Consider the following 15,425-nt stretch of genomic DNA (forward strand, 5'->3'; position numbering starts at 1 on the left):
CTTCCCGCGGAAGATGCCCGATTCCGGGTGCTCATCCGCGGGCGCGCGGTCGCCGTGCGGTGCCCGTCCTTCGTACAGGGCGTGCTTGGTTCCGTACAGCCCGTGTTCGGGCGAGATCCGGCGGCAGGGTAACCGCACTTTGGCCCCGCGGCCACCCCGTACGCAAGGATGGACCCATGAATCCCATCATCTCCGCATCCCAACTCGCGGGCGAGCTGGCGGGCCAGAACCCGCCGGTCCTGCTCGACGTCCGCTGGCAGCACCAGGGCTCGATGCGTTCCGCGTACGAGGAAGCGCACATTCCGTCGGCTGTCTTCGTCGATCTGGACGCCGACCTGGCGGGCACCGCGGGCGCCGGGGGTCGGCATCCTCTGCCCGATGTCGATCGTTTCGGCGCCGTGATGCGGGCGGCGGGGGTCTCGGAGGACCGGGAAGTCGTCGTGTACGACGGTGGCCAGAACTGGGCGGCGGCGCGCCTGTGGTGGATGCTGCGCTGGACGGGACACGCGTCCGTCCGCGTCCTGGACGGCGGCATCGGCCTGTGGACCGGGCCGTTGGAGGAGGGCCCGGGCCTGGCACCGGCCGAGGGCTCCTTCGTACCGGCCCCGAACAGCACGGATCTGCTGGACGCGGACTCCGCCGCGGCCCTCGCCCGCTCCGGCCTGCTCCTGGACGCCCGCGCGGCCGAGCGCTACCGCGGCGAGGTGGAGCCGATCGACAGCGTGGCCGGTCACATCCCGGGCGCGGTGTCGGCGCCGACCACGGAGAACGTCGCGGAGGACGGCCGCTTCAAGCCCGCCGCCGAGCTCGCCGACCGCTTCAAGGCGCTGGGGGCGTCCGGGACTTCGGAGATCGGCGTCTACTGCGGCTCGGGGGTCTCCGGCGCCCACGAGGTACTCGCGTTGGCGGTGGCGGGGATTCCGGCCGCGCTGTACGTCGGTTCGTGGTCGCAGTGGTCGGCCGACCCGTCGCGGCCCGTGGCGACGGGACCGGACCCGCAGTAGCGGCGCCGCGTTCTCCGCCGCCGGAGTGCGGGAGGCGTTATCCGTCTGCTACGGAGAGGGGGCCCACACCGGCCAAGGTGTGGGCCCCCTCTCCGTAGAAGGACGATTCCCTAGAACTATTCCTGCTTCTTGCGCCGTGTGCCGAAGACGATCTCGTCCCAACTGGGCACCGCCGCGCGGCGGCCCGGACGCACGCCGTCGGCCTCGGCCTGACGGTCCGTGGTGCCGACGAGGCGGTCGCGGTGGCTTGCCACCGAGCGGGGCATGAGCACGTCCGCGTAGGCCGCGCCGGCGCCCGCCGACGCCGCGGGGGGCTCTTCGGCGTCCGGCTCCTGCTCGGGCTCCTCCTGGGCGGGCGGCGGCAGTTCCGTGGTGGTCGCGGCCGAGGGGCGCTCGGGTACGACCATGTCACCGCGGAAGCTGGGCACCGCCTCCAGGAGGCTGGTCAGCGAGTCGCGCTCCTGCTCGGCGACCGCGGCACCCGCGCCGACGCCCTCCTCCGGCGGATCGGCCGGGGGGGCGGGGATGCCCGGGCGGTCCAGCTGACGCTCCAGGGCACGGTCGAGCGGCCGGTCCGCGGGACGGTCCCGGGGCAGCCGGGCGATGCGCGGCACGAACGGGAAGCTGGGCTCGGGCGCGGAGATGTCGTCCGTCTCGCCGATCAGCGAACGCGCCTCGTCGTCCACGGCCTGGACGAGCCGCCGGGGCGGGTCGTACGTCCAGCTCGCGGAGTGCGGTTCGGTCGCGACGCGGTAGACGAGCAGGACCTCCCACGTGCCGTCGTCACGGCGCCAGGAGTCCCACTGGACGGTGTCCTTGTCGACGCCCCGCATCATCAGCCGTTCCTGCACGGCCTCGCCGAGCTGGGGTCCGGTGTTCTCACCGGGGCGGCGCACGGGGGTCTTCCTGGCGCGCTCGGCCATGAAGGCGCGCTCCGCGAGCACGGGGCCCTCGAAGCGGCGGACGCGGTCGACGGGGATCCCGGCGAACTGCGCCACTTCTTCCGCGCTGGCGCCTGCGCGTATCCGCGCCTGGATGTCGCGCGGTCGGAGGTGGCTCTCCACCTCGATCTCGATCTGTCCGAGTCGGGGCCTGTCACCGCGGACGGCCGCACGCAGCCGTTCATCGATCGGAAGCGTGTACTCCGTGCTGTCCGCAGCTTTCAGCACCAGCCGTGTGCCGTCGTTGCTGACGGCCACGACACGCAGTTCGGGCATGGGGACCTCCCGGGTGGTGCCTGCCGACGTCACGTGCGTCGCTGCTTCCGCTAGTCGAGTGTGGCCTGCCCGGGTGCAGCCTGCCACAACCTTGCCGAGTTGCCCGGCGTGTCGGGCATGGGCCCCGGATCGCCGTTATGGCACGGTTACCGTTTCGCAACGCTAAGTGACGACGTTCGTCACCCTGTGCAGCGAGCCCCCCACCCGGCGGTTCTGGAAGGCCCCGGGCACCCTGGCGGGAGACCGGACCCAGGGCTCGCAACAGTACTCCATTCGGGCCACGCGGGTGGACCGCCGCGCCGCCGAAGTTCTCATGGAGGACGGGAGTTGGTGCCCGCCCCTCCTCGCCCCCGTCCCACGCCACCCGCGCGCGGGTGGCGCACTTCACGGAATGTCCCGAAGCGGAACTAAACACTTCCCCCATACGTCCCTGTCTCGTGTAGTCGGTCGAGAAAGGTAGGCAAGGGTCGGAGATGCGTGAAAAGCCGGATTACGGCAAGGAGTCCAAGGACCAGGAGGAGTCGAGCGAGAAGCGACGCCTCGATCTGAGCCTGCCGCAGGTGGCCGGAAGCGCCATGGCCGCGGTCGTGGCGGCGAAGCTCGCCTCGAACCTCGGCGTCTACGGGACGATCCTCGGCGCCGGCGTCGTGAGCGCGATCGCGACCTGCGGCGGCACCGTCTTCCAGCATTTCTTCAAGCGTACGGGCGAGCAGATCCGCGACGTCACGGTGCAGGCCAAGCCGAAGGCGCGGCAGGTCCCCGTGCGGGCCGCGACGCAGGTGCCCGAGACGTTCAGGGCGCATGCCTACACGGGGGCCACAGGTGCCACCGGGCCCGTGACCACGACGTGGGGCAGACCGCAGCCTGCGGACCCGGGCGCCGACGCGGCGGAGACCAGGCTGCTGCCGGCCCCGCCGCTGCCGACCACCGAGGACGCCGACCCCACCACGGTGCTCCCCGCCGCCGGAACGGACCCCACCACGGTGCCGCCCCCGGCGGGGGACGAGGGCGCCACGACCGTGCTGCCTTCCGCGGCACCCGGCGCCGACGCCGAGCAGACCCAGCTGCTGGGGACCGTCGACGCCACGCGGGCGCAGGCGCGCGACGACGCCACGCGCGTGCTCCGCGCGGCGAACCCGGCCCCGGGCCCGGACCCGGCCCCGACGACGGCCTTCGAACCCCCGCACCCGCCCCCGCACCCGTCGGACGAGTTCACCGAGGGCACCACCCACCGCGCGCAGATCCGGAGCTGGAAGCGGCCGTTGATCGCCGCGGCCGTCGTCTTCGGAGTCTCCATGGCGGGGATCACCACGTACGAGCTGGTCTCCGGAAAGGACCTGAGCGGCGGCGACGGCACCACGATCGGCAATGGCGTCTCGGGACACAACTCGTCCCGGAACAAGCCGTCGGAGCCCGCCGACGAGCCGTCCGTACAGCCGTCGGAGCACGGCACGCCCGGGACGGGTGACGGTTCGGGGCAGGGCGACGGCGACGCCACGCAGGACCCGGACGGCACCGGCCGTACGCCTGGCAACGGCACGGGCAACGGCACCGGCGACGGCTCGGGATCGCAGGACGACCCGGGCAAGGGCACGGGCAACGACCCCGACAAGGACCAGGACAACGGCTCCTCCGGGGACGACGGTTCCAAGACGGACCCGACCCCCACGCCCCCGCCGACCCCGACGCCCACTCCGTCCGGCGACACCGGAAGCGGCCCCGGAGACGGCGCCAAGCCGGGCGGAACGCCCACCCCGTAGCGGGCGGGTCAGGCGCCGAGGACCCGCCGCAGGTAGTCGTTGCCGAACAGGCGGTCCGGGTCGAGGCGGTCGCGCAGGGCCGTGAACTCGCCGAAGCGGGGGTACACCTTGGCGAAGTACTCCGCGTCGCGCGTGTGCATCTTGCCCCAGTGCGGGCGCCCCTCGTGCGCGGTGAGGATGCGCTCGGCGGCCGTGAAGTACGCCTGGTACGGCGTGCCCCGGTACATGTGGACGGCGATGTACGCGCTCTCCCGGCCCGACGCCGTGGAGAGCGTGATGTCGTCGGCGGGCGCCGTACGGACCTCCACGGGGAAGCTGATCCGCAGCGGCGAGCGGTCCACCATCGCCTTCAGTTCGCGCAGGGTCTCCACGAGGGCCTCGCGCGGAACCGCGTACTCCATCTCCATGAAGCGCACGCGGCGCGGGCTGGTGAAGACCTTGTAGGGGATGTCCGTGTACGTCCGCGCGGAGAGCGCCCTGCTGGAGATCCTGGCGATGCCGGGGATCGCCGCGGGGACGGCTCGGCCGATCAGATTGGCCACCTGGAAGAGGCCGTTGGAGAGCAACTCGTCGTCCACGAAGGCACTGATCCTGCCGGGCGGGGCGGCCGGGCCGGGGCTGCGGTTGTTGCGCTTGGTGTTGCAGTTGCCGGTGTGCGGGAACCAGTAGAACTCGAAGTGTTCGTTCTCGGTGAAGAGGGCGTCGAATTCGTCGGTGACCTGCTCGAAGCTCATCGGCTCCTCGCGGGCGGTGAGGAAGAAGACCGGCTCCACGGCGAAGGTGATCGCGGTGATGACGCCGAGCGCGCCGAGTCCGGTCCTGGCCGCGGCGAAGACCTCGGGGTTCTCGTCGGCGGAGCAGGTCATGACCGCGCCGTCCGCGGTGACCAGTTCGAGGCCGGTGATCTGGGCGGCGATCGAGGCGGAGTCGCGGCCGGTGCCGTGCGTGCCGGTGCTGACGGCCCCGGAGACGGTCTGCTCCATGATGTCGCCCATGTTCGTGAGCGAGAGGCCCTCACGGGCGAGCGCCGTGTTCAGGCGCCTGAGCGGAGTGCCGGCCTCCACGGTGACGGTGCCGGCCGCGCGGTCGATGGAGCGGATGCCGGTGAGCAGGCCGGGACGTATGAGGAGGCCGTCGGTCGCGGCGGCCGCCGTGAAGGAGTGGCCCGTGCCGACGGCCTTCACCCGCAGGCCGTCCTCCCTGGCCCGGCGCACCGCCGCGGCCAGTTCGCCGACCGAGGCGGGGGTGGCCTCCCGGACCGGCCGCGCGGTCACGTTGCCCGCCCAGTTACGCCACGTCGCTGTTTTCCGTCCGCTGCCCGTGCCCGTGCTCATGGGTCCCTCCCCGTTGCGGAACCGGCCTCTTCAGCCGGCGATACCCAAGGAACCCGACGGCGACCGCGACGGCCCCGGAGATCCCCGGCACCGCGTACCCGGCGTCCGGTCCCGCGGCGTCGATGACCCAGCCGGCCGCGGAGGAGCCGAGCGCGACCCCGACCGCGAGTCCGGTGCTCACCCACGTCATGCCCTCGGTCAGTTTCGCGCGTGGTACGTGCTGCTCGACGAGGGCCATCGTCGTGATCATTGTCGGTGCGATGGAGAGGCCCGCTACGAACAACGCCACGGCCAGCAACGGAAGGTTCCCGACCAGTTGAAGCGGGATCATACTCACGGCCATCGCACAGACACCCAGCAACCACCGGAGGGCCGGTGCGCCCTTGAAGTGCAGCAGCCCGAAGGCCGCGCCGGCCAGGCAGGAGCCGAGCGCGTAGACGGCGAGCACCAGGCTGGCCGCGGACTTGTGGCCCTGGTCCTCCGCGTACGCCACGGTGACCACGTCGATGGCGCCGAAGATCGCGCCGGTCGCGACGAAGGTGCCGACGAGGACCTGGAGTCCGACGGAGCGCAGCGCCGAGCCCCCGGTGTGGTGCTCGCGTGCGTGCGGCACCGGCTCGGTGGCCCGCTGCGCCGTCAGCCAGAAGACGCCCACGGCGAGGAAGACCCCGGCGAGCAGCGGCCCGGCCTCCGGGAACCACGCCGTGGAGAGGCCGATCGAGATGATCGGCCCGAAGATGAAGCAGACCTCGTCCACCACCGACTCGAAGGAGTACGCGGTGTGCAGCTGCGGGGTGTCGCGGTACAGGACCGCCCAGCGCGACCGGATCATCGAGCCCACGCTCGGCACGCAGCCGACCAGGGCGGCGAAGAGGAACAGCGTCCAGTCGGGCGCCTCGAACTTCGCGCAGAGCAGCAGTCCGGTGACCGCGGCCAGGGAGACCAGCGTCGCGGGCCGCAGAACGCGGCGCTGGCCGTGCCGGTCCACGAGCCGGGAGATCTGCGGGCCGATCGCGGCGGCGGACAGCGCGACCGTCGCCGAGAGGGCGCCCGCGAGGCCGTAGCGCCCGGTGAGCTGCGAGACCATGGTCACGATGCCGATGCCCATCATCGACAGCGGCATGCGGCCGAGGAACCCGGCACTGGAGAAGGCCTTGGTGCCGGGGGCGGCGAAGATGGCGCGGTAGGGGCTTGGCACGTGGACTCCGCTGGGGCTCCGGCGGCTTCCGCGGGACGGAGGCTCCGGGTAAGGCGTGTAGGTGGCCGATACAGCTTACGGCTCCTGGGTGGCCCGGCGCACCGTGATTTTCCGATCGGCGGAGGCCGTTTTCCGGCTGTCAGTGGCGGGTGGCAGGATCGGATACATGTCCGACGCGCTGGATTCGACTCCCTATGACGCCCTGCTGTTGCTCTCGTTCGGCGGCCCAGAAGGCCCGGACGACGTCGTCCCGTTCCTGGAGAACGTGACGCGCGGGCGCGGCATCCCGACGGAGCGGCTCAAGGAGGTGGGCCAGCACTACTTCCTCTTCGGCGGGGTCAGCCCGATCAACGACCAGAACCGCGCCCTGCTCGACGCCCTGCGCAAGGACTTCGCCGAGCACGGCCTCGACCTGCCGGTCTACTGGGGCAACCGCAACTGGTCGCCCTATCTGACCGACACCCTGCGCGAGATGATCAAGGACGGCCGCCGCCGCATCCTGACCCTCGCGACCAGCGCGTACGCCTCGTACTCGGGCTGCCGCCAGTACCGCGAGAACCTCGCGGAATCCCTCGCCGTCCTGGCGGCCGAGGGACTCGAACCGCCGAGGATCGACAAGCTCCGGCACTACTTCAACCACCCCGGCTTCGTCCGGCCCATGATCGACGGCGTTCTGAAGTCCCTCTCCGAACTCTCCGCGGACGTCCGCGACGGCGCGCACCTCGCCTTCACCACGCACTCCATCCCGACCGCCGCCGCAGACACCTCAGGACCCGTCGAGGAGCACGGCGACGGCGGTGCGTACGTCAGGGAGCACCTGGACGTGGCCCGGGTCATCGCCGACGCGGTGCGCGAGGAGACCGGTGTCGAGCACCCCTGGGAGCTCGTCTACCAGTCGCGCAGCGGCGCCCCGCACATCCCGTGGCTGGAGCCGGACATCTGCGACCACCTGGAGGAGCGGCACGCGGCCGGTGCCCCCGCCGTCGTCATGGTCCCCATCGGCTTCGTCTCGGACCACATGGAGGTCCTGTACGACCTCGACACCGAGGCGGAGGCCAAGGCGGCGGAGCTCGGTCTTCCGGTGCGCCGCTCGGCGACCGTCGGCGCCGACCCGCGGTTCGCGGCGGCGATCAGGGAACTGATCGTCGAGCGGGCCGCGGTGGAGAGCGGCGTGGCCGTCACTCCCTGCGCGCTGGGCTCCCTCGGCGCGAGCCACCACCTGTGCCCGGTGGGCTGCTGCCCGGCCCGCGCCCCCAAGCCCGCCGCCGCGGGCGCCGACAGCCCGTACGCGTAAGGACCCCGAAGTGAGCGCTGTGACCGACGTGCCCGACCTCAAGGCAGAACTCCTCGAAGTCGCCCTGGAGGCCGCGCACCGCGCCGGGGCCTTCCTGCGCGACGGCCGCCCCGACGACCTCGGCGTGGCCGCCACCAAGTCCAGCGCCGTCGACGTCGTCACCGAGATGGACATCGCCTCCGAGAAGCTGATCACCGACTTCCTCGCCGAGCGCAGGCCGGCCGACGGCGTGCTCGGCGAGGAGGGCGCGAGCTCCGAGGGCAGCAGCGGCGTCCAGTGGGTGATCGACCCCATCGACGGCACCGTCAACTACCTCTACGGACGCCCCGACTGGTGCGTCTCCGTCGCCGCCCGCAAGGACGGCGAGACCCTCGTCGGCGTCGTGCACGCCCCGATGCGCGCGGAGACGTACCGCGCGGTCCTCGGGGAGGGCGCCCACATCGGTGACGTGCCCGCGCGGGTGCGCCCCGCCCCCTCCCTCGACCAGGCCCTGGTCGGCACCGGCTTCGGGTACATCGCCGAGCGGCGCGTCCGGCAGGCCGAGGTCGCCCGGCACCTGATCCCGAAGGTGCGGGACATCCGGCGCGGCGGCTCGGCCGCGATCGACCTGTGCGACGTCGCGGCCGGCCGCCTCGACGCGTACTACGAGCGCGGGCTCAACCCCTGGGACTACGCGGCCGGTGACCTCATCGCGCGGGAGGCGGGCGCGCTGACCGGTGGCCGCCCCGGAGAGCCCCTCTCGGGCGAGCTGGCCGTCGCGGCCCCGCCCGCCCTCTTCGAGACGCTCCAGGGCCTCCTGGAGGACCACGGCGCCTGGCACGACTGAGACGGGGCAGACGTCGGAGCGCTCCCCGGCGGACACCCGAGCGCGCGAAAGGGCCCCGGCACCTCGTCCCACAGGTGCCGGGGCCCTTCGCCTACGTGCTCGGTGTCTGTCAGGCCTGGAGAGCGCCCACCTGCACACCGTGTTCGGCGGCCAGGCGGTGGAGGTCTTCCAGCTCCGCCAGCTCGACCTCGGCAAGGAAGTCGTCGCCCGTCTCACGGGCCTTCGTGAGGTCGGACTCCGTGGCCTTTATGCGCTGCAGGAGACCTGCGGTGAATGCGTCCATGGTTGCGCCCCCTCGGCTGGGTCGTGGGTCGATGGCACGGGGGTGTGCCGGCAAGGAAGGGGCGATCACGTCTCAAGCCGCTCTGCGGAAAGCAGTTTGTGGCGTGCCACATACAAAGCGTGATCGCGGGTGTAAGGCCGTCCTCCCCTCGCTCCCTTACGCAGAAACCTCAACCGGCGGAGAAAATCCCGCATTCCCCGTCCCCGACCCCGATGACAGGCCGTCTTACAGCCGGTTTATGGCCGAAAGGGGCAGGATGGAGGCCTACCCCAGACAGACCTGCCCGCAGGGGCACAGAGGAAGGACAGCGACGTGCGCGTACTCGTCGTCGAGGACGAGCAGCTGCTCGCCGATGCGGTGGCCACCGGACTGCGCCGGGAGGCCATGGCCGTCGACGTCGTGTACGACGGAGCGGCGGCCCTGGAGCGCATCGGTGTCAACGACTACGACGTCGTGGTGCTCGACCGGGACCTCCCGCTCGTGCACGGCGACGACGTCTGCCGCAAGATCGTCGAGCTCGGCATGCCGACCCGCGTCCTGATGCTCACCGCGTCGGGCGACGTCAGCGACCGCGTCGAGGGCCTGGAGATCGGCGCCGACGACTATCTCCCCAAGCCCTTCGCGTTCAGCGAGCTCACGGCACGCGTGCGTGCCCTCGGGCGGCGCACCAGTGTGCCGCTGCCGCCCGTCCTCGAGCGCGCCGGCATCAAGCTCGACCCCAACCGCCGCGAGGTCTTCCGCGACGGCAAGGAGATCCAGCTGGCCCCCAAGGAGTTCGCCGTCCTCGAAGTGCTGCTGCGCAGCGAGGGCGCCGTGGTCTCCGCGGAACAGCTCCTGGAGAAGGCCTGGGACGAGAACACGGACCCGTTCACGAACGTCGTCCGGGTGACCGTCATGACCCTGCGCCGCAAGCTCGGCGAGCCCGCCGTCATCGTGACGGTGCCGGGCTCCGGCTACCGGATCTGACCCCCGGTGGCCGCGAGCCCGGCGCCACCAGCCGCGCCTCCGAAGCCCACGTGGGACCCGCGGAAGGTCGAACCGGTCTTCCCGTGGCTGCGCCCCACGATCCGTATACGCCTCACGCTGCTCTACGGCGGCATGTTCCTGATCGCGGGCATCCTGCTGCTCTCGATCATCTACCTGCTCGCCGCGCAGGCACTGAACGTCGGCAGCGAGCTGCCGTTCAGGGTGACGGGCAACAGCAGGGTGAGCAGCGGGACCTGCGCCAGCTTCCAGGGCCTGCCCGAGCACACCACCGAGACGCAGCTCAACGCCGCGCTCAACGAATGCGTCAACCAGGTGCGTCAGCACGCCCTCGACAATCTCCTCAGCCGCTCGCTGCTGGCGCTCCTCGGCCTCGCCGTGATCGCCTTCGCCTTCGGGTACGCGATGGCGGGCCGGGTGCTCTCGCCGCTCGGCCGCATCACGCGCACCGCCCGCAGGGTGGCCGGTACGGACCTGTCCCGGCGCATCGAACTGGACGGTCCCGACGACGAGTTGAAGGAGCTTTCGGACACCTTCGACGAGATGCTGGACCGCCTGGAGCGGGCCTTCACCGCCCAGCAGCGGTTCGTCGGCAACGCCTCGCACGAGCTGCGCACGCCCCTGGCGATCAACCGCACGCTCCTGGAGGTGCACCTCTCCGACCCCGGAGCGCCGCCCGAGCTCCATCAGCTGGGCAAGACGCTGCTCGCCACCAACGAGCGCAGCGAGCAGCTCGTGGAGGGCCTGCTGCTGCTCGCCCGCAGCGACAACCAGATCGTGGAGCGCAAACCGGTCGACCTCGCCGAGGTCGCCGACCGGGCCGTCGACCAGGTGCGGACCGAGGCCGAGGCCAAGGGCGTGGAGATACGCGGTGAGCGCGGTGTGGCCGTCGTACAGGGCAACGGCGTCCTCCTGGAGCGCATCGCCCTGAACCTCGTCCAGAACGCCGTCAGGTACAACGTCGCGGACCAGGGCTGGGTCGAGGTCACCACGGAGGCACAGCACGGCCAGGCGGTCCTGGTGGTGTCGAACACGGGCCCGGTGGTGCCCGCGTACGAGATCGACAACCTCTTCGAGCCGTTCCGGCGGCTGCGGACCGAGCGGACGGGCAGCGACAAGGGGGTCGGACTCGGCCTGTCGATCGCCCGGTCGGTGGCGCGGGCCCACGGGGGCCGTATCATCGCCGAGCCGCGCGAGGGGGGTGGGCTCATGATGCGAGTCACCCTTCCTCTCTGAGATGCTGCCGCCGACACGCCACGATGTTCGCTTTACGCGGAATTTTCAGGACCTCTTCCGGGAAATTCCGTGTGTGATCGATCACAGCGGCACATAGCCGGTCATCTACTCTCCGTGATCGTGAAAGTCGTCGGAAAGCCGGGAAAATCCGGGTTTTCGGGGGTCTTGATCACGGGAAGTACACGGGGTGGCGCCTGTGAAGTGCGAAATTCGGACCGTGTACGGTCCCGATCGCCATCCAAACCGATCACCCCTTGAGGGGTGCGGTTGGGTGTCGATTGAGTAACAGACCTTGATGTGAGGCAAAATCTCCGCTTCAGGTCGGGCACAAGTCCGGCCTCTCACGCGTTACGAGCGCTTGAGACACCGCAGACACCCAGAGGGGGAGAGCGACATGGCAACGGACTACGACACCCCACGTAAGACCGACGATGACGTCAACGAGGACAGCATCGAGGAACTCAAGGCACGGCGGAACGACAAGTCGACCTCAGCGGTCGACGTCGACGAGTTCGAGGCCGCCGAGGGCCTTGAGCTGCCCGGCGCCGACCTTTCCAACGAGGAGCTCGCCGTCCGCGTGCTCCCGAAGCAGCAGGACGAGTTCACCTGCATGAGCTGCTTCCTGGTGCACCACCGCAGTCAGCTGGCCCGCGAGAAGAACGGCCAGCCGATCTGCCGCGACTGCGACTGAGGCGGGGTCGGCCGTGACTGGCTCGACCCCGTCCTGGAAGCGCCGCTTCCGCAAGCGCGGAGCGGACCAGACCGGCGTCCCGGACGCCGGTGTGCGTGATGACGGGCGAGGCTCTTCCGATCCTGGAGCAGCCTCGCTCGAACCGGCGACCGCCCATGGGGCGGCGCTGGAGGAGGCGGCGGCCGGCAAGGCGCCAGGGACCACTCACAAGGCCGCTGAGGCCGGGTCCAGGGGCAGCCGCGTTGCCGCCGTCACGGGCGTCGTGAAGGAAGGCGTGCGCAAGGGCGGGCGCGGCGCCAGGGCCGGTATCGGACATCTCGCCGACCGGCTGATCGAGAACGCCCCGCGGATCCCGGTCCGCGATCTCGCGACCCTCCGCAAGCAGTTCCCGGGCCTCGGCCCCGAAGAGCTCGCCGACAAACTCGTCGCGGGCGCCGCCAACGCCACGTCCACCGTGGGCGCGGGGGTGGGGGCCGCCGCGATGCTGCCGGTGCCGCCCGCGATGCCCGCCGAACTCGCGGCGGAGATCACCGGCGTCGCCGCCATAGAGCTGAAGCTGATCGCCGAACTGCACGAGGTCTACGGCCGACGGCCCGAGGGCAACCTCAAGCAGCGCAGCCTGGCCTATCTGAACTCCTGGTCCGAGGAGCGCGGAATCGACGTCGCCAAGCCGGCGACCTTCAACACCGCGCTGGGCGGCCAGATGAAGCGGGAGCTGCGCCAGCAGATCATGAAGCGGATGGTCCGGAACCTGCCGAACCTCATGCCGTTCATGGTGGGCGCGGCGGTCGGGGCGGTCATGAACCGCCGGGACACCAAGAAGCTGGCCGGACGGATCCGGCAGGATCTGCGCAAGGCGCAGGTGCCGTGGGACGCGCTGGCGGAGCTGCCGCCGTTGGAGAAGCCGGGCGATCCTCTGCGGATGGGGGAAGGCCCCCGGGAGCTGGGGTCCTGAGCCCGGCCGGCGTGCCGCCGCGGCCGAGTCCGATTCTGTCCGCGGGCCGCCTCTGGCCGGTCGCGCAGTTCCCCGCGACCCTTGCGGAGTTCCCCGCACCGCTTGCGGAGTTCCCCGCACCCCTTACAACCCCCTTGCCGGGTTACCGGTCGCTCTGGCGTACCGCGTCCAGCGCCGCCGCCAGTTCCTCCGGGTGCCTCGTCGAGACGTACACGTACGGGGTGGGGTCGTCGGGGTCCGTGATGTTCACGCGCAGGGCCGTGGGGATGTAGGCGCGCAGCAGCATGTAGGCGCGCGGGTCGGCCTTGTAGGTGCGCCAGGCGCGGGTCTCCTCGCCGGTCAGGATCTCCGCGTCGCCGAGGGCGGACACCGGGATCTTCGCCTCGCCCGCGACCAGTGAGCCCGCCACCACCCGGATCCGCACGGCGCCGTACGCGCTGGTGACGACCGCCGCCACAGCCGTGCCGCCGACCAGGCCGCCGAGGAGCGGCAGCGTGCCGAACGGCAGCATGATCAGGGCCATCGCCACACCCACCAGGACCGAGGCGAACCACCACGAACGGGGCGCGGTCAGGCGTTCTTCATAAGGCTGCATGGAACCAAGCTTGGCACGGTGCGGTCGCCGCGCTGACGCGGAGGTAAGGTCTGCGCCTGTGAGTGGTACATCTGCAGCTCTGACGCCCCCGGCCGACGCGATAGCGCCCGTCCGCCACCCCGACGCGCCCGCCCCCGGCGAGCTCATCGGCGCCCACTACGAGCACTGTTTCGGCTGTGGCGAGGGACAGGCGCACGGACTGCACCTCGCGGCGCGGGCCGGCGAGGGCGTGGCCATCACCGCCGAGTTCACCGTGCGCGAGGCGCACCAGGGCGCCCCGGGCCTCGCCCACGGCGGCGTCCTCGCCACCGCGCTCGACGAGACGCTGGGCTCGCTGAACTGGCTGCTGCGCGTGATCGCCGTGACCGGCCGTCTTGAGACGGACTTCGTGCGGCCCGTGCCGCTGGGCACCGTGCTGTTCCTGGAGGCCGAGGTCACCGCCGTCGCGGGACGGAAGATCTACTCGACCGCCACCGGGCGGATCGGCGGCCCCGAGGGGCCGGTGGCCGTGCGTGCCGACGCCCTCTTCATCGAGGTGAAGGTCGACCACTTCATCGACAACGGCCGCCCGGAGGAGATCCAGGCGGCCATGAACAACCCGGACCAGGTGCGGCGTGCCCGCGCTTTCGAGGTGAACCCGTGACGTCCCCCAGTGAGCTGAACGTACTGATCAGGCGCGTAGACCCCGACGTACCGCTGCCCGCGTACGCGCAGCCCGGCGACGCCGGCGCCGATCTGCGGACGACGGAGGCCCGCGAACTCGCGCCCGGCGAGCGGGCGGTTCTGCCGACCGGGGTGTCGATCGCGCTTCCCGAGGGGTACGCGGCCTTCGTGCACCCCCGTTCGGGGCTCGCCGCCCGCTGCGGTGTCGCTCTGGTGAATGCTCCGGGGACGGTGGATGCCGGGTACCGTGGGGAGATCAAGGTGATCGTGGTGAATCTCGATCCGCGCGACTCCGTGCGGTTCGAGCGCTTCGACCGGATTGCCCAACTGGTCGTCCAGCAGGTCGAGAAGGTTCGCTTCCAGGAGGTGGCGGAACTTCCCGCATCGGCGCGGGCCGAGGGGGGCTTCGGGTCCACCGGCGGCCATGCCGCCGTGGGCGTCGGTCCGGGCGTGAGCCCGGGCGAACAAACGGGTGGGAATCGATACGCATCGGTCGTATCCGACCGGGAAGGACAGTGACGTGTTCGGACGTCGCAAGAAGGACAGTGCCGCCGAGGACGCGGCGGGCGCGGACGAGCAGGTCGTCGACGGTATGAACAGCGACGAGTCCGCCGACTCCGCTGGCGCCGGCGCCGCGCGCTCGCGCGTGAGGCTCGAGCCCGAGCCCCGTCCCGACGGCCCCTGGGACCTCTCCGAGGTCCGTGAGCCGGGTGAGGGCCGCGTGGACCTCGGCGGGCTCTTCGTGCCCGGCGTCGAGGGCATGGAGCTGCGGGTGGAGGTCGCGGGCGACGCGATCGTCGCGGCCACCGTCGTGCTCCAGGACAGCGCCATCCAGCTGCAGGGCTTCGCCGCCCCCAAGAAGGAGGGCATCTGGGGCGAGGTCCGCGAGGAGATCGCCTCGGGCATCACCCAGCAGGGCGGTGTCATCGACGAGGTCGAGGGCCCCCTCGGCTGGGAGCTGCGCGCCCAGGTGCCGGTGCAGCTGCCGGACGGCACGGGCGGGGTGCAGGTCGTGCGCTTCGTCGGCGTCGACGGGCCGCGCTGGTTCCTGCGCGGAGTGATCTCCGGGCAGGGCGCCGTGCAGCCGCAGGCCGCAGGTCTCCTCGAGCAGATCTTCCGGGACACGGTCGTCGTGCGCGGCGAGGGCCCGATGGCGCCGCGCGACCCGATCGTCCTGAAGCTGCCGGACGACGCCCAGATGGTCGCGGAGAACGTCCAGCAGGAGCAGCAGGAGGGCTCGCGCTTCTCGGGCGGCATGGGGCAGCTCCAGCGCGGCCCCGAGATCACCGAGGTGCGCTAGCCGCCGGCACTTCACTCGGGGTTCGCCCCGCGGCCCCCGACCGGCCTTGTGGCCCGTGGTGGTTCCGGTTCGTCCGGATCCATTG

Annotated in this window: 16 protein-coding genes; 11 read left to right on the forward strand and 5 right to left on the reverse strand. The window is 71.5% G+C overall.

Annotated features, from left to right (window positions below):
- Positions 1–176 precede the first annotated feature (176 nt).
- Positions 177–1,004 carry a sulfurtransferase gene (locus ACFVYR_RS19860; RefSeq protein ID WP_384260120.1) on the forward strand — a complete coding sequence of 276 codons (828 nt, stop codon included), beginning with the start codon at positions 177–179 and terminating at the stop codon, positions 1,002–1,004.
- 116 nt (positions 1,005–1,120) lie between these two features.
- Here the strand turns inward: ACFVYR_RS19860 and sepH are convergent, their stop codons facing one another.
- A complete protein-coding gene (gene sepH, locus ACFVYR_RS19865) occupies positions 1,121–2,221 on the reverse strand; it encodes a septation protein SepH (RefSeq protein WP_384260118.1) in 1,101 nt (366 codons plus the stop codon).
- 473 nt (positions 2,222–2,694) lie between these two features.
- On the opposite strand from sepH, the gene ACFVYR_RS19870 reads away from it, so the two are divergent.
- Complete coding sequence (locus ACFVYR_RS19870) at positions 2,695–3,981, forward strand: hypothetical protein (protein ID WP_384260116.1); 1,287 nt, start codon at positions 2,695–2,697, stop codon at positions 3,979–3,981.
- Between the two features lie 8 nt (positions 3,982–3,989).
- Here ACFVYR_RS19870 and ACFVYR_RS19875 read toward each other — a convergent pair whose 3' ends face one another.
- Together ACFVYR_RS19875 and ACFVYR_RS19880 are read right to left on the reverse strand one after the other, a co-directional pair.
- The gene (locus ACFVYR_RS19875) at positions 3,990–5,315 is read right to left on the reverse strand and encodes a D-arabinono-1,4-lactone oxidase (protein ID WP_384260113.1); all 1,326 of its coding nucleotides are present in this window, start codon (positions 5,313–5,315) and stop codon (positions 3,990–3,992) included.
- A complete protein-coding gene (locus ACFVYR_RS19880; RefSeq protein ID WP_384260111.1) occupies positions 5,269–6,513 on the reverse strand; it encodes an MFS transporter in 1,245 nt (414 codons plus the stop codon). The genes ACFVYR_RS19875 and ACFVYR_RS19880 overlap by 47 nt, the downstream gene beginning before the upstream one ends.
- Before the next feature lie 166 nt (positions 6,514–6,679).
- Here ACFVYR_RS19880 and ACFVYR_RS19885 point away from each other — a divergent pair, with 166 nt between their 5' ends.
- Both ACFVYR_RS19885 and ACFVYR_RS19890 read left to right on the forward strand, forming a co-directional pair.
- Entirely contained in the window at positions 6,680–7,807 is a 1,128-nt protein-coding gene (locus tag ACFVYR_RS19885; protein ID WP_384260108.1) for a ferrochelatase, read from the forward strand.
- Positions 7,808–7,826: 19 nt separating this feature from the next.
- Positions 7,827–8,633, forward strand: a complete 807-nt coding sequence (locus ACFVYR_RS19890) for an inositol monophosphatase family protein (protein WP_384260135.1) — start codon at positions 7,827–7,829, stop codon at positions 8,631–8,633.
- 109 nt (positions 8,634–8,742) lie between these two features.
- On the opposite strand, the gene ACFVYR_RS19895 is transcribed toward ACFVYR_RS19890, so the two are convergent.
- Complete coding sequence (locus tag ACFVYR_RS19895) at positions 8,743–8,916, reverse strand: hypothetical protein (RefSeq protein ID WP_384260106.1); 174 nt, start codon at positions 8,914–8,916, stop codon at positions 8,743–8,745.
- A 312-nt stretch (positions 8,917–9,228) separates the two neighbouring features.
- Here ACFVYR_RS19895 and ACFVYR_RS19900 point away from each other — a divergent pair, with 312 nt between their 5' ends.
- The 4 genes from ACFVYR_RS19900 (at position 9,229) to ACFVYR_RS19915 (ending at position 12,782) form a co-directional block, all read left to right on the forward strand.
- Complete coding sequence (locus ACFVYR_RS19900) at positions 9,229–9,882, forward strand: response regulator transcription factor (protein WP_055544891.1); 654 nt, start codon at positions 9,229–9,231, stop codon at positions 9,880–9,882.
- Positions 9,883–9,888: 6 nt separating this feature from the next.
- A complete protein-coding gene (locus tag ACFVYR_RS19905; protein WP_384260104.1) occupies positions 9,889–11,136 on the forward strand; it encodes a sensor histidine kinase in 1,248 nt (415 codons plus the stop codon).
- A 394-nt stretch (positions 11,137–11,530) separates the two neighbouring features.
- On the forward strand, positions 11,531–11,827 hold the full coding sequence (locus tag ACFVYR_RS19910; RefSeq protein WP_055544889.1) for a DUF4193 domain-containing protein: 297 nt from the start codon (positions 11,531–11,533) through the stop codon (positions 11,825–11,827).
- A 13-nt stretch (positions 11,828–11,840) separates the two neighbouring features.
- Entirely contained in the window at positions 11,841–12,782 is a 942-nt protein-coding gene (locus tag ACFVYR_RS19915; RefSeq protein WP_384260101.1) for a hypothetical protein, read from the forward strand.
- A gap of 142 nt (positions 12,783–12,924) precedes the next feature.
- Here ACFVYR_RS19915 and ACFVYR_RS19920 read toward each other — a convergent pair whose 3' ends face one another.
- Entirely contained in the window at positions 12,925–13,377 is a 453-nt protein-coding gene (locus tag ACFVYR_RS19920; protein ID WP_384260099.1) for a DUF3093 domain-containing protein, read from the reverse strand.
- A gap of 58 nt (positions 13,378–13,435) precedes the next feature.
- Between ACFVYR_RS19920 and ACFVYR_RS19925 the strand changes: the two genes are divergently transcribed.
- Genes ACFVYR_RS19925 through ACFVYR_RS19935 form a run of 3 tightly spaced genes read left to right on the forward strand, consistent with a single transcriptional unit; the run spans position 13,436 to position 15,340 of the window.
- Positions 13,436–14,020, forward strand: coding sequence for a PaaI family thioesterase (locus tag ACFVYR_RS19925; protein WP_384260097.1), 585 nt, complete (start codon positions 13,436–13,438; stop codon positions 14,018–14,020).
- Positions 14,017–14,559, forward strand: a complete 543-nt coding sequence (dut, locus tag ACFVYR_RS19930) for a dUTP diphosphatase (protein ID WP_384260094.1) — start codon at positions 14,017–14,019, stop codon at positions 14,557–14,559. Before ACFVYR_RS19925 ends, dut begins: the two co-directional genes overlap by 4 nt.
- Before the next feature lies 1 nt (position 14,560).
- A complete protein-coding gene (locus ACFVYR_RS19935; RefSeq protein WP_384260092.1) occupies positions 14,561–15,340 on the forward strand; it encodes a DUF3710 domain-containing protein in 780 nt (259 codons plus the stop codon).
- Positions 15,341–15,425: the final 85 nt, after the last annotated feature.

This window comes from Streptomyces sp. NPDC058284 (genome assembly GCF_042881135.1).
Classification (GTDB): domain Bacteria; phylum Actinomycetota; class Actinomycetes; order Streptomycetales; family Streptomycetaceae; genus Streptomyces.

What these genes read in the sequence shown, in the direction of transcription:
- ACFVYR_RS19870 (WP_384260116.1), top strand. Translation starts at nt 2,695, where the DNA reads ATGCGTGAAAAGCCGGATTACGGCAAGGAGTCCAAGGACCAGGAGGAG.
- ACFVYR_RS19910 (WP_055544889.1), top strand. Translation starts at nt 11,531, where the DNA reads ATGGCAACGGACTACGACACCCCACGTAAGACCGACGATGACGTCAAC.
- sepH (WP_384260118.1), bottom strand. Translation starts at nt 2,221, where the DNA reads ATGCCCGAACTGCGTGTCGTGGCCGTCAGCAACGACGGCACACGGCTG.
- ACFVYR_RS19920 (WP_384260099.1), bottom strand. Translation starts at nt 13,377, where the DNA reads ATGCAGCCTTATGAAGAACGCCTGACCGCGCCCCGTTCGTGGTGGTTC.
- ACFVYR_RS19895 (WP_384260106.1), bottom strand. Translation starts at nt 8,916, where the DNA reads ATGGACGCATTCACCGCAGGTCTCCTGCAGCGCATAAAGGCCACGGAG.
- ACFVYR_RS19875 (WP_384260113.1), bottom strand. Translation starts at nt 5,315, where the DNA reads ATGAGCACGGGCACGGGCAGCGGACGGAAAACAGCGACGTGGCGTAAC.
- ACFVYR_RS19885 (WP_384260108.1), top strand. Translation starts at nt 6,680, where the DNA reads ATGTCCGACGCGCTGGATTCGACTCCCTATGACGCCCTGCTGTTGCTC.
- ACFVYR_RS19860 (WP_384260120.1), top strand. Translation starts at nt 177, where the DNA reads ATGAATCCCATCATCTCCGCATCCCAACTCGCGGGCGAGCTGGCGGGC.